The sequence below is a fragment of the Streptomyces lienomycini genome (assembly GCF_027947595.1).
GTDB lineage: Bacteria > Actinomycetota > Actinomycetes > Streptomycetales > Streptomycetaceae > Streptomyces > Streptomyces lienomycini.
This window is the reverse complement of the sequence record NZ_CP116257.1, coordinates 2,656,828-2,668,970: the sequence shown is the minus strand read 5'-3', so window position 1 is coordinate 2,668,970 and position 12,143 is coordinate 2,656,828. Positions and strand designations below refer to the sequence as shown.

General features: G+C 70.5%; 11 protein-coding genes and 1 pseudogene. 8 read left to right on the top strand and 4 right to left on the bottom strand.

Translation table 11 applies throughout. From position 1 onward, the window contains the following. Positions 1 to 82 precede the first annotated feature (82 nt). The 7 genes from ccrA to pssA all read left to right on the top strand — a co-directional run bounded on the left by ccrA (position 83) and on the right by pssA (position 7,819). Complete coding sequence (gene ccrA / locus BJ961_RS12060; RefSeq protein ID WP_381161139.1) at positions 83 to 1,420, top strand: crotonyl-CoA carboxylase/reductase; 1,338 nt, start codon at positions 83 to 85, stop codon at positions 1,418 to 1,420. An 18-nt stretch (positions 1,421 to 1,438) separates the two neighbouring features. After that, a complete protein-coding gene (locus BJ961_RS12055) occupies positions 1,439 to 3,466 on the top strand; it encodes a protein meaA (protein ID WP_271321291.1) in 2,028 nt (675 codons plus the stop codon). Continuing rightward, on the top strand, positions 3,463 to 4,425 hold the full coding sequence (locus BJ961_RS12050; protein WP_271321290.1) for an HpcH/HpaI aldolase/citrate lyase family protein: 963 nt from the start codon (positions 3,463 to 3,465) through the stop codon (positions 4,423 to 4,425). Before BJ961_RS12055 ends, BJ961_RS12050 begins: the two co-directional genes overlap by 4 nt. 5 nt (positions 4,426 to 4,430) lie before the next feature. Beyond that, positions 4,431 to 4,943, top strand: coding sequence for a MaoC family dehydratase (locus BJ961_RS12045; protein ID WP_271321289.1), 513 nt, complete (start codon positions 4,431 to 4,433; stop codon positions 4,941 to 4,943). Positions 4,944 to 4,945: 2 nt separating this feature from the next. After that, complete coding sequence (locus BJ961_RS12040) at positions 4,946 to 6,151, top strand: acyl-CoA dehydrogenase family protein (RefSeq protein WP_271321288.1); 1,206 nt, start codon at positions 4,946 to 4,948, stop codon at positions 6,149 to 6,151. A gap of 170 nt (positions 6,152 to 6,321) precedes the next feature. After that, positions 6,322 to 6,978 carry a phosphatidylserine decarboxylase gene (locus tag BJ961_RS12035; protein WP_007387958.1) on the top strand — a complete coding sequence of 219 codons (657 nt, stop codon included), beginning with the start codon at positions 6,322 to 6,324 and terminating at the stop codon, positions 6,976 to 6,978. Positions 6,979 to 7,000: 22 nt separating this feature from the next. Next, positions 7,001 to 7,819 (top strand): CDP-diacylglycerol--serine O-phosphatidyltransferase, encoded by an 819-nt coding sequence (gene pssA / locus BJ961_RS12030; protein ID WP_271417023.1) that lies wholly within the window; start codon positions 7,001 to 7,003, stop codon positions 7,817 to 7,819. A 150-nt stretch (positions 7,820 to 7,969) separates the two neighbouring features. Here pssA and BJ961_RS12025 read toward each other — a convergent pair whose 3' ends face one another. Both BJ961_RS12025 and BJ961_RS12020 read right to left on the bottom strand, forming a co-directional pair. Continuing rightward, positions 7,970 to 9,112, bottom strand: coding sequence for a glycerate kinase (locus BJ961_RS12025; RefSeq protein ID WP_271417022.1), 1,143 nt, complete (start codon positions 9,110 to 9,112; stop codon positions 7,970 to 7,972). A 131-nt stretch (positions 9,113 to 9,243) separates the two neighbouring features. Next, a pseudogene (locus BJ961_RS12020) lies at positions 9,244 to 9,378 on the bottom strand (alpha/beta fold hydrolase); the annotation flags it as partial. Between the two features lie 111 nt (positions 9,379 to 9,489). On the opposite strand from BJ961_RS12020, the gene BJ961_RS12015 reads away from it, so the two are divergent. Then, positions 9,490 to 9,984, top strand: coding sequence for an NUDIX domain-containing protein (locus BJ961_RS12015; RefSeq protein ID WP_271321287.1), 495 nt, complete (start codon positions 9,490 to 9,492; stop codon positions 9,982 to 9,984). Between the two features lie 111 nt (positions 9,985 to 10,095). Here the strand turns inward: BJ961_RS12015 and BJ961_RS12010 are convergent, their stop codons facing one another. Together BJ961_RS12010 and BJ961_RS12005 are read right to left on the bottom strand one after the other, a co-directional pair. Beyond that, entirely contained in the window at positions 10,096 to 10,590 is a 495-nt protein-coding gene (locus tag BJ961_RS12010; protein WP_271321286.1) for a methylated-DNA--[protein]-cysteine S-methyltransferase, read from the bottom strand. A 48-nt stretch (positions 10,591 to 10,638) separates the two neighbouring features. Beyond that, positions 10,639 to 12,141, bottom strand: coding sequence for an AlkA N-terminal domain-containing protein (locus tag BJ961_RS12005; protein WP_271321285.1), 1,503 nt, complete (start codon positions 12,139 to 12,141; stop codon positions 10,639 to 10,641). Positions 12,142 to 12,143: the final 2 nt, after the last annotated feature.

Below are 12,143 nucleotides of genomic sequence, written 5' to 3'. Positions count from 1 at the left end.
CCCACCCTCACCTCAGCAGCACCGACGCACCCCTCAGCGCCCCTCCCTCAGGGCGCTCACCGCCGGAGGCAACACCGTGACCGTGAAGGACATCCTGGACGCGATCCAGTCGCCCGACTCCACCAAGGCCGACATCGCCGCGCTGCCGCTCCCCGAGTCGTACCGCGCGATCACCGTGCACAAGGACGAGACCGAGATGTTCGCGGGCCTCGAGACCCGCGACAAGGACCCCCGCAAGTCGACCCACCTGGACGAGGTGCCGGTGCCCGAGCTGGGCCCCGGCGAGGCACTGGTGGCCGTCATGGCCTCCTCGGTCAACTACAACTCGGTGTGGACCTCGATCTTCGAGCCGATGTCCACCTTCGGGTTCCTGGAGCGCTACGGCCGGGTCAGCGAGCTGACCAAGCGCCACGACCTGCCGTACCACGTCATCGGCTCCGACCTCGCGGGCGTCGTCCTGCGCACCGGCCCCGGCGTCAACGCCTGGCAGGCGGGCGACGAGGTCGTCGCGCACTGCCTCTCCGTCGAGCTGGAGTCGTCCGACGGCCACAACGACACGATGCTCGACCCCGAGCAGCGCATCTGGGGCTTCGAGACCAACTTCGGCGGCCTCGCGGAGATCGCGCTGGTCAAGTCGAACCAGCTGATGCCCAAGGCGGAGCATCTGAGCTGGGAGGAGGCCGCCGCTCCCGGTCTGGTCAACTCCACCGCGTACCGCCAGCTGGTCTCCCGCAACGGCGCCGGCATGAAGCAGGGCGACAACGTGCTCATCTGGGGCGCCAGCGGCGGACTCGGCTCCTACGCCACCCAGTTCGCCCTCGCAGGCGGCGCCAACCCGATCTGCGTGGTCTCCAGCGAGCAGAAGGCGGACATCTGCCGCTCGATGGGCGCCGACGCGATCATCGACCGCAACGCCGAGGGCTACAAGTTCTGGAAGGACGAGCACACCCAGGACCCCAAGGAGTGGAAGCGCTTCGGCAAGCGCATCCGCGAACTCACCGGCGGCGAGGACATCGACATCGTCTTCGAGCACCCCGGCCGCGAGACCTTCGGCGCCTCCGTCTTCGTCACCCGCAAGGGCGGCACCATCACCACCTGCGCCTCGACCTCGGGCTACATGCACGAGTACGACAACCGCTACCTGTGGATGTCCCTGAAGCGCATCATCGGCTCCCACTTCGCCAACTACCGCGAGGCCTGGGAGGCCAACCGCCTCATCGCCAAGGGCAGGATCCACCCCACGCTCTCCAAGGTGTACTCCCTGGAGGACACCGGCCAGGCCGCCTACGACGTCCACCGCAACCTGCACCAGGGCAAGGTCGGCGTGCTCTGCCTGGCGCCCGAGGAGGGCCTCGGCGTGCGCGACCACGAGAAGCGCGCCCAGCACCTCGACGCCATCAACCGCTTCCGGAACATCTGAGGACGGCGGAGGCCACCCATGACTGAGCGTCAGAAGGACCGGCCGTGGCTCATGCGCACCTACGCCGGTCACTCCACGGCCGAGGCGTCCAACGAGCTGTACCGGCGCAACCTCGCCAAGGGCCAGACGGGTCTGTCGGTCGCCTTCGACCTGCCGACCCAGACCGGCTACGACTCCGACCACGTCCTCGCCCGCGGCGAGGTGGGCCGGGTCGGCGTGCCGGTCGCGCACCTCGGTGACATGCGCCGGCTGTTCCAGGACATCCCGCTGGAGCAGATGAACACCTCGATGACCATCAACGCCACGGCCATGTGGCTGCTGGCGCTCTACCAGGTCGTCGCGGAGGAGCAGGGCGCGGACGTCACCAGGCTCCAGGGCACGACCCAGAACGACATCGTCAAGGAGTACCTGTCCCGGGGGACGCACGTCTTCCCGCCGGGGCCCTCGCTCCGCCTGACGACCGACATGATCGCGTACACGGTCTCCCACCTGCCCAGGTGGAACCCGATCAACATCTGCAGCTACCACCTCCAGGAGGCGGGCGCCACGCCGGTGCAGGAGATCGCGTACGCGATGTCCACCGCGATCGCCGTCCTCGACGCGGTGCGGGACGGCGGGCAGGTGCCGCAGGAGCGCATGGGCGACGTGGTCGGCCGCATCTCCTTCTTCGTGAACGCGGGCGTCCGCTTCGTCGAGGAGATGTGCAAGATGCGCGCCTTCGGCCGCATCTGGGACCGCGTCACCCGCGAGCGCTACGGCATCGAGAACCCCAAGCACCGCCGCTTCCGCTACGGCGTCCAGGTCAACTCCCTCGGCCTGACCGAGGCGCAGCCGGAGAACAACGTCCAGCGGATCGTCCTGGAGATGCTGGCCGTCACCCTCTCCAAGGACGCACGCGCGCGTGCCGTGCAGTTGCCGGCCTGGAACGAGGCGCTGGGCCTGCCCCGCCCCTGGGACCAGCAGTGGTCGCTGCGCATCCAGCAGGTGCTGGCGCACGAGAGCGACCTGCTGGAGTACGAGGACCTCTTCGAGGGCTCGAAGGTGGTCGAGGCGAAGGTCGACGAGCTGGTCGAGGCGGCTTTCGCGGAGATCGAGCGCATCCAGGAGATGGGCGGCGCGATGGCCGCCGTGGAGTCCGGCTACCTCAAGTCGCAACTGGTCGCCTCGCACGCCGAGCGCCGGGCCCGGATCGAGTCCGGCGAGGAGAAGATCATCGGTGTCAACGCCTTCGAGGGCACCGAGCCGAACCCGCTGACCGCCGACCTGGACACCGCGATCCAGACGGTCGACCCGGCGGTGGAGGCCCGCGTCGTCGCCTCGCTTCGGAACTGGCGGGACACGCGGTACCAGCCGCCCTTCAACCACCCGCGCCCCTGCAAGGCGCTGGAGAAGCTGAAGGAGGCGGCGCGCGGCACCGGCAACCTCATGGAGGCCACCCTGGAGTGCGCCCGGGCCGGCGCCACGACCGGCGAGTGGGCGGGGGCGCTGCGCGAGGTGTTCGGCGAGTTCCGGGCCCCGACCGGGGTGTCCTCGGCGCCGGTCGCGGTCACCGCGGAGGAGGGCTCGGCCCTGGCGGAGGTGCGCCGCAAGGTGGAGCTGACGGCCAAGGAGATGGAGGTCGGCAAGCTCCGCTTCCTGGTCGGCAAGCCCGGCCTGGACGGCCACTCCAACGGCGCCGAGCAGATCGCCGTGCGGGCCCGCGACGCCGGGTTCGAGGTGGTCTACCAGGGCATCCGGCTCACTCCGGAGCAGATCGTGGACGCCGCCCTCGCGGAGGACGTGCACGCGGTGGGCCTGTCCATCCTGTCCGGCTCGCACGCGCAACTGGTGCCGGACGTGCTCGAACGGCTCCGTGTGGCCGGTGCCACAGACATCCCGGTGATCGCCGGTGGCATCATCCCGAACGGTGACGCCGAGGAACTGCGGGCCGCGGGAGTGGCCGCGGTCTTCACCCCGAAGGACTTCGACATCACCGGCATCATCGGCCGGATCGTCGACGAGATCCGGTACGCGAACAAGCTCGACCCCCTGGAGGTCCCCGCATGACCACGGTCAACCGTCTCCGCCCCCGGCGTTCCTGCCTGGCGGTACCGGGCTCGAACCCGCGCTTCCTGGAGAAGGCCCAGGGCCTCCCGGCGGACCAGGTCTTCCTGGACCTGGAGGACGCCTGCGCGCCGCTCGCCAAGCCCGAGGCGCGGCACACCATCGTCAAGTTCCTCAACGAGGGCGACTGGACCGGCAAGACCCGTGTCGTGCGCGTCAACGACTGGACGACCGAGTGGACGTACCGGGACGTCGTGACGGTGGTGGAGGGCGCCGGCCCGAACCTGGACTGCATCATGCTGCCGAAGGTCCAGGACGCCCAGCAGGTCGTCGCCCTCGACCTCCTGCTCACCCAGATCGAGAAGACGATGGGCTTCGAGGTCGGCCGCATCGGCATCGAGGCGCAGATCGAGAACGCGCGGGGCCTGAACAACGTCAACGAGATCGCCCAGGCCAGCCCGCGCGTGGAGACCATCATCTTCGGCCCGGCCGACTTCATGGCGTCCATCAACATGAAGTCCCTCGTCGTGGGCGAGCAGCCGCCCGGCTACCCCGCCGACGCCTACCACTTCATCCTGATGAAGATCCTGATGGCGGCCCGCGCCAACAACCTCCAGGCGATCGACGGCCCCTACCTGCAGATCCGCAACGTGGACGGCTACCGCGAGGTCGCACAGCGCGCCGCCGCCCTCGGCTTCGACGGCAAGTGGGTGCTGCACCCGGGCCAGGTCGAGGCGTCCAACGAGATCTTCTCGCCCTCCCAGGAGGACTACGACCACGCCGAGCTGATCCTGGACGCGTACGACTACTACACGTCCGAGGCGGGCGGCAAGAAGGGCTCCGCGATGCTCGGCGACGAGATGATCGACGAGGCCAGCCGCAAGATGGCGCTGGTCGTCTCCGGCAAGGGGCGTGCGGCCGGGATGCGGCGCACGTCGAAGTTCGAGATCCCGGAGGGCTGAGCGCCATGCAGTTCGGACGCACCTACGAGGAGTTCGAGGTCGGGGCGACCTACAAGCACTGGCCCGGGAAGACGGTCACGGAGTACGACGACCACCTCTTCTGCCTCCTCACCATGAACCACCACCCGCTCCACATGGACGCCAACTACGCCGAGAAGACGACGGACTTCGGCAAGAACGTGGTGGTCGGCAACTACGTCTACTCGCTCCTGCTCGGCATGTCCGTCCCGGACGTGTCCGGAAAGGCGATCGCCAACCTGGAGATCGAGTCGCTCAGGCACGTGGCGCCGACCTTCCACGGCGACACGGTCTACGGCCAGACGACCGTGCTCGACAAGTGGCCGTCCAAGTCGAAGAACGACCGCGGCATCGTGCACGTGGAGACCAAGGGCTACAAGCAGGACGGCACGCTCGTGTGCGTCTTCCGCCGCAAGGTGATGGTGCCGACCGAGACGTACACCAAGGAGCGCGGCGGCGAGCAGCCCGGCCGGCCCGAGCTGAAGGAACAGGGGAAGTAGAGATGAGCCGTCTCGCCCAGACCCACGGCCTCACGGACGTCCAGCGGGAGATTCTCTCCACCGTCCGGGACTTCGTGGACAAGGAGATCATCCCGGTCGCCACCGAGCTGGAGCACCGGGACGAGTACCCGCAGGACATCGTGGACGGGCTGAAGGAACTCGGCCTGTTCGGCCTGATGATTCCCGAGGAGTACGGGGGCCTGGGCGAGTCGCTCCTGACCTACGCCCTGTGCGTGGAGGAGATCGCCCGCGGCTGGATGTCGGTGTCCGGCATCATCAACACGCACTTCATCGTGGCGTACATGCTCAAGCAGCACGGCACGCAGGAGCAGAAGGACCACTTCCTGCCCCGCATGGCCGCGGGCGACATCCGGGGCGCCTTCTCGATGTCCGAGCCGGCGCTGGGCTCCGACGTCTCGGCGATCTCCTCGAAGGCGGTGAAGGACGGCGAGGAGTACGTCCTGAACGGCCAGAAGATGTGGCTGACGAACGGCGGTACGTCGTCGCTGGTGGCCGTCCTGGTGAAGAGTGACGAGGGTCACCCCGAGGGCACCGCCCCGCACAGGTCGATGACGACCTTCCTGGTGGAGAAGGAGCCCGGCTTCGGCGAGGTCCGCCCGGGTCTGACCGTCCCCGGGAAGATCGACAAGATGGGCTACAAGGGCGTCGACACCACCGAGCTCATCATGGACGGCCTGCGCATTCCGGCCAATCGGGTCCTCGGCGGCGTCACCGGCCGAGGTTTTTACCAAATGATGGACGGCGTCGAGGTGGGACGCGTCAATGTGGCGGCCCGTGGCTGCGGCGTCGCTCAGCGTGCCTTCGAACTCGGCGTCCGGTACGCCCAGCAGCGTCACACTTTCGGCAAGCAGATCGCCCAGCACCAGGCCATCCAGTTCAAGCTCGCGGAGATGGCTACCAAGGTGGAGGCGGCGCATGCCATGATGGTGAACGCTGCACGCAAAAAGGATTCGGGCGAACGAAACGACCTGGAAGCGGGGATGGCCAAGTACCTCGCCTCCGAGTACTGCAAGGAGGTCGTGGAGGACGCCTTCCGGATCCACGGCGGGTACGGCTTCTCCAAGGAGTACGAGATCGAGCGCCTCTACCGCGAGGCGCCGATGCTGCTCATCGGTGAAGGCACCGCCGAGATCCAGAAAATGATCATCGGCCGCCGACTGCTCGAAGAGTATCGATTCCAGGGTTAGATGTCCGGATACGGGGTGTTTTCTTGGAGAAGAAGGTCACACCCCGTAGGCACTGTTCGGCCGCCGACTCGGCTTCCTGGCTTACCCAGTTGCGGCGCGGAGCCGCTACGATCGCCGGAAAGCCGCCGTCCCCCGTCATAGCGCGGCATCATCCGCTACGAAGGTCATCCATGCCCCACAGCCAAACCTCTGCACCTCGCGACAGCCTCGCCGGCGTACGCCTCGCGCGCGGAGCCTCGCCGTGGCTTCTGCCGACCGTCGCCACCGCAGCCGTCAGCCTTCTGCGTGCCCGTCGCTCCGGTGCCGCCAAGGCCGTCGCCGTCCCCGCCACCGCCCTCGCGGCGGGGATGCTGTGGTTCTTCCGCGACCCCGAGCGCGAGATCACCCGGGGCCGGGTCATCTCGCCCGCCGACGGTGTGGTGCAGAGCATCATGCCGTGGAAGGACGGCCGCACCCGCGTCGCGATCTTCATGAGCCCGCTCAACGTCCACGTCAACCGTGCCCCGCTGTCCGGCACCGTGACGTCGGTCGAGCACGTGCCGGGCGGCTTCGTTCCCGCTTTCAACAAGGAGAGCGAGAACAACGAGCGCGTCGTGTGGCACTTCGACACCGAGCTCGGCGACATCGAGATGATCCAGATCGCCGGCGCGGTGGCCCGCCGCATCGTCCCGTACGTGCCGCAGGGCACCAAGGTCGAGCAGGGCGAGCGGGTCGGTCTGATCCGCTTCGGCTCCCGCGTCGACCTGTACCTGCCGGAGGGTGTGGAGGTCGACGTCGAGGTGGGTCAGAAGACGGTGGCTGGGGTGACTCGAATTGACCGTGATTGATCCACAGACCCAGGCCGGATGGGTGCCGGAGGCCGACGAGGTGGACGACGACGAGGAGATGCCGCTCTCGCTCCGCCTGTCGATAGCGGACACGCTCACGCTCGGCAACGCGACGTGCGGCTTCATGGCGGTGTACTTCACCACCACCGGAATCCTCATCCCGCACCTCATGGGCAGCGACGAGTCGGGCATGGCCCGGCACAGCGCGGCCACCGCGGTCATCCTGATGCTGTGCGCGGCGATCTTCGACCTGTTCGACGGTCTGGTCGCCCGCAAGCTGCGCAGCTCTCCGATGGGCGCGGAGCTGGACAACCTCTCCGACCTGATCAGCTTCGGCCTCGCACCCGCGTACTTCGTCCTCGTCTACGGCATGGTCGCGGACGACGCCTACCAGCGGGTGGCGGCGGTGGGGGCGATCGTGGTGCTGCTGGCGGTGGTGCTGCGGCTCGCGCGGTTCTCCTGCGTCACCGTGAAGGACGGCACCTTCCAGGGCATGCCGTCGCCGTTCGGGGCGCTGACGGTGGTGTCGATCGTGCTCCTGGAGCTGCCCTTCGTGGCGACGCTGCTGGCGATCCTCGGCACCGCCTGGCTGATGGTGAGCCGGGTCGAGTACCCGAAGCCGCGGGGGCGGCTGGCGGTGGCGATGCTGTCGTGGATCGTCCTGTCGATGGGGCTGCTGGCCGGCTGGGCGTTCGACGCGCCGAGCGGGCAGCTGCTGCTCCAGACGGGGTGTGCGCTGCAGTTGGTGATGGGGGCGGTGATTCCGCTGTTCGCCACCGCGCGCAGGGTGAACAACTTCCGTGACAATCGGCGGGAGGCGCGGGCCGCGCAGCTTCCGTGACGTGTGAACGTCGGTGGGGCCCCGGACCCGGGTCGGGTCCGGGGCCCTTCTGTTTGTGCGTGCCCGGCGTCGGTGTGGGCCTGGCTGGGGGCTCCGCCCCCAGACCCCCGGGGGTCGGGAACGGGAAGGGGCGGCGGGGGCGAGACTCCCCTACGCGACGAAGTCCCGCGCGATGGACTCCGCCACCCGCTCCAGGATCGGCCCCGCGTCCGCGATGCACTTCGCGACGTCCGGCTCGACATCCGTCAGCGGATACGCCCGCCGGATCCCGGCCCGCCCCAGCGCCTCCGCCGGCAGCGCGAGGCGCCCGCACACCGCGACGACCTCCTTGCCCGCCGCCCGCGCCGCCGCCGCGACACCCGCCGGGGCCTTCCCGTGCAGGGTCTGCTCGTCCAGCGAGCCCTCCCCCGTGATCACCAGGTCCGCCCGCTCCAGCGCCGGCGCGAAGCCCAGCACGTCGAGCATCACCTCGATGCCGGGCCGGAACCTCGCCCCCAGCAGCATCGCGCCGAACCCGATGCCGCCCGCGGCGCCCGCGCCCGGGGACGCGGCGTAGTCGGCGGCCCGCGCGCCCACGCCCTCCGTGCCCTGAAGCACCTTCGCGAAGTGGGCCAGCGCGGCGTCCAGGGCCGTCACGTCCTCCGGAGAGGCACCCTTCTGCGGGCCGTAGACCGCGGGGGCGCCCTTGGGTCCGGTCAGGGGATTGTCGACGTCACTGGCGAGCACCAGCTCCACGCCCGACAGCCGGGGGTCCAGACCGGACAGGTCGGCCGAGGCGACCCCCGAGAGGCCGCCCCCGCCCGGCGCGACGGGCTCACCGTCGCCGCCCAGGAACCGCGCGCCCAGCGCGGCCAGCATCCCGGCGCCACCGTCCGTGGTGGCGCTGCCGCCGACCCCGAAGACGATCGTCCGCGCCCCCGCGTCCAGCGCCGCCCGCAGCAGCTCGCCCGAGCCGTACGTCGACGCGGCCAGCGGCGCCAGTACCCCGGCGGGCAGCCGTTGCAGACCGCTGGCCTCGGCCATCTCCACCACCGCGGTGCCCTCGCGCAGCGCGTACGCCGCCGTCACCTCGTCGCCGAGGGGTCCGGCGACCCGTACCTCCCGGCGTTCGAACCCGGCCGCGACCGCGGCGGCCACCGTACCGTCGCCGCCGTCGGCCACGGGCAGCGCCTCCACCCGGACGTCCGGCACGACACGGCGCAGCCCGGCCGTGACACGCTTGGCGACCTCGACGGCCGTCAGCGAGCCCTTGAACTTGTCCGCGGCGACGAGGACCCGACGGGCCCCGTCCACAGCAGCGTCAGCCACCTTGATCTCCCCTTGCTCTCCGAGCCTTGCGCACGTCAAGGCAGTCGCGCCGCTGCGACCCTAACCGGAGGACTGCCGCGCCGTCATGCCCCTGCCCACACCGTGGAACCGGGGAGTCACTCGGCCAGGAAGGCCAGCAGGGCGTCGGTCACCTCCTGGGCGTGGGTCCACAGCAGGCCGTGCGGGGCACCGTCGAGGACGACGCACTCGGCCTGCGGGAGCGCCTCGTGGAACCGCTCCCCCGTGGTCTCGGGGAAACACAGCCCCCCTTTGAGTTGTGTGCCACTTAGTTGACCACAACTCAATTGCTTTCACCCGTGTTTCGCTCCCGCGCCCGGCCCCCGGCTCGTTAGGCTTCCGGGATGACCACTGCTGACTACGCCACCTACATCGCCGGCCTCCCCCGCGTGCTCGCCGGTGCCGCCGCGGTCTTCCGGGACGCCGACGGCCGGGTGCTGCTCGTCGAGCCCAACTACCGTGAGGGATGGGCGTTGCCGGGCGGGACGATCGAGTCCGACGACGGGGAGACCCCGCGCCAGGGCGCCTGGCGGGAGACGGTCGAGGAGATCGGCCTCGACCTGCGGATCGGCCGGCTGCTCGCGGTGGACTGGGTGAGCGGGGTGGGCCGGCCGCCGATCGTGGCGTACCTGTACGACGGCGGGGTCCTGTCCGAGGACGACCTCAAGGCGATCCGGTTGCAGGAGGAGGAGCTGCTGTCCTGGCGGCTGGTGCCGCGCGAGGACCTGGGCGACCATCTGCTCGGCACGCTGCACGGCCGGGTGCTGGCCGCGCTGGACGTCCTGGCGGACGGCTCCGGGACGGCCGAGTTGGAGAACGGCGTCCGGGTAGACCGATAGCCGTTCGCCGACCGCTCACCGGCGCCCCACCCTCGACCGCGTGATCGGCAAGCCCCTCGTCGCCGTCCTCAGCGGTGCCGGCGTCTCGACCAACCTGGCTGGGCAGTACAGCTAGAACAGGGCTTCCGGTCCCGCTTCCCCTCGTTCGAAGTCCAGCAGCCGCTGCTTGCGCTCCAGGCCGCCGCCGTAGCCGGTGAGGCCGCCGCTCGCGCCGATGACGCGGTGGCAGGGGACGATGATGCCGATCGGGTTGCGGCCGTTGGCGAGGCCCACGGCGCGGGAGGCGGCCGGGTTGCCGAGGGCGTCGGCGAGTTCGCCGTAGGTGCGGGTCTCGCCGTACGGGATCTTCTGGAGCTGTGCCCAGACCGTGCGCTGGAACGGTGTGCCGTTCAGCCGCAGGCCGAGGGTGAAGTCCTTCAGTTCGCCGGTGAAGTAGGCCTCCAGCTGCTCCTCGGTCTCGGCGAAGGGGCGTTCGTCGCGTGCGCCGAAGGTCTCCTCCGCCGGGCGGTGGCGCTGGTCGGTCATGTAGAGGCCGCACAGGGCGCCGTCCTCGGCGACGAGGGTGAGTGCGCCGTAGGGGCTGTCGATCACGGTGTGCTGTTTCACGGGTTTCGCTCCGGCTCCTCGAACGGATTCGAACGGGCTCGTACAGGCTCATACGGGCAGGAAGTTGATCGGGTGGTCGTCGGTCGCCCACAGGTACTGGACGGCGTACGCCCGCCAGGGCCGCCAGGTCGACGCGCGGGCGGTGAGCGCGGCGGGGGTGGAGGGCAGGCCCAGTTCTCCGGCGGCGCGGCGGATGCCCAGGTCGGTGGGGAGGAAGGCGTCGGGGTCGCCGAGGGCGCGCATGGCGATGACGTCGGCGGTCCAGGGGCCGAAGCCGGGGAGGGCGAGGAGCCGGGCGCGGGTCTCGGCCCAGTCGCACTCGACGCCCAGGGTGAGCGAGCCGTCGGCCAGGCGGGAGACCAGGGTGGTGAGGGTCGTACGGCGGGTCCTGGGCATCGCCAGGGTCTCCGGGTCCACCGCCGCGAGCGCGTCGGTCGACGGGAAGAGGTGGGTCAGGCCGCCCTCGGGGTCGTCCACCGGTTCGCCGTGCGCGGTGACCAGGCGGGCGGCGTGGGTGCGGGCGGCCGCGGTGGAGACCTGCTGGCCGAGCACGGCCCGCACGGCGAACTCCGCCTCGTCCACCGTGCGGGGCACCCGTCGGCCGGGGGCCTTGTCGACGAGCGGTGCGAGCAGCGGGTCGGCGCGCAGCTGGCCGTCGACCGCCACCGGGTCGGCGTCCAGGTCGAGCAGCCGTCGGCAACGGCTGATGGCGACGGTCAGGTCGCGCGGGTCGGTGAGGGTGAGGCGGCAGGCGACGTGGTCGGGATGCGGGGTGAGGGCCACGATGCCGTGACCGTACGGCAGGCGCAGGGTGCGCCGGTACGCGCCGCCCCTCCACTCCTCCACGCCGGGCACGGCGGTGGCGGCGAGGTGGCCGAAGAGGTTGTCGGGGTTGAGCGGGGCCCGGAACGGGAGGCGCAGGCAGAGGGTGCCGGGGGTGCCGCCGGCCGTGGGGGCGTCCGGGGCGGGGCGGCTCCGGGGGGCGCGGGTGCGCAGTTCGCCCGGGGAGAGCGCGTAGACCTCGCGGACGGTCTCGTTGAAGGTGCGGATGGAGGAGAAACCGGCCGCGAAGGCGATGTCCGCCATGGGCAGCGGGGTGGTCTCGATGAGCAGCCGGGCGGTCTGGGCGCGCTGGGCGCGGGCGAGGGCGAGGGGGCCCGCACCCAGTTCGGCCAGGAGCTGGCGTTCGACCTGCCGGGTGCTGTAGCCGAGGCGGGAGGCCAGGCCGGGTACGCCCTCGCGGTCCACGACGCCGTCGGCGATCAGGCGCATGGCGCGGGCCGTGAGGTCGGCTCGCCGGTTCCACTCGGGCGAGCCGGGGCTGGTGTCCGGGCGGCAGCGTTTGCACGCCCGGAACCCGGCCTGCTGGCAGGCCGCGGCGCTCGGGAAGAAGGTCATGTTCCCGGGCTTGGGCGGTACCACCGGGCAGCTGGGCCGGCAGTAGATCCCGGTCGTCAGGACGGCTGTGAAGAACCAGCCGTCGAACCTCGCGTCCTTCGAGCGAACGGCCCGCACGCAGCGTTCGGTGTCGGTGTGCATTCCCGTCTGCATGG

Bases quoted from the DNA above. Each gene is read 5' to 3' on its own strand.
- BJ961_RS12055 (WP_271321291.1), top strand. From the start codon at position 1,439: ATGACTGAGCGTCAGAAGGACCGGCCGTGGCTCATGCGCACCTACGCC.
- BJ961_RS12050 (WP_271321290.1), top strand. From the start codon at position 3,463: ATGACCACGGTCAACCGTCTCCGCCCCCGGCGTTCCTGCCTGGCGGTA.
- BJ961_RS12045 (WP_271321289.1), top strand. From the start codon at position 4,431: ATGCAGTTCGGACGCACCTACGAGGAGTTCGAGGTCGGGGCGACCTAC.
- BJ961_RS12040 (WP_271321288.1), top strand. From the start codon at position 4,946: ATGAGCCGTCTCGCCCAGACCCACGGCCTCACGGACGTCCAGCGGGAG.
- BJ961_RS12035 (WP_007387958.1), top strand. From the start codon at position 6,322: ATGCCCCACAGCCAAACCTCTGCACCTCGCGACAGCCTCGCCGGCGTA.
- BJ961_RS12015 (WP_271321287.1), top strand. From the start codon at position 9,490: ATGACCACTGCTGACTACGCCACCTACATCGCCGGCCTCCCCCGCGTG.
- BJ961_RS12005 (WP_271321285.1), bottom strand. From the start codon at position 12,141: ATGCAGACGGGAATGCACACCGACACCGAACGCTGCGTGCGGGCCGTT.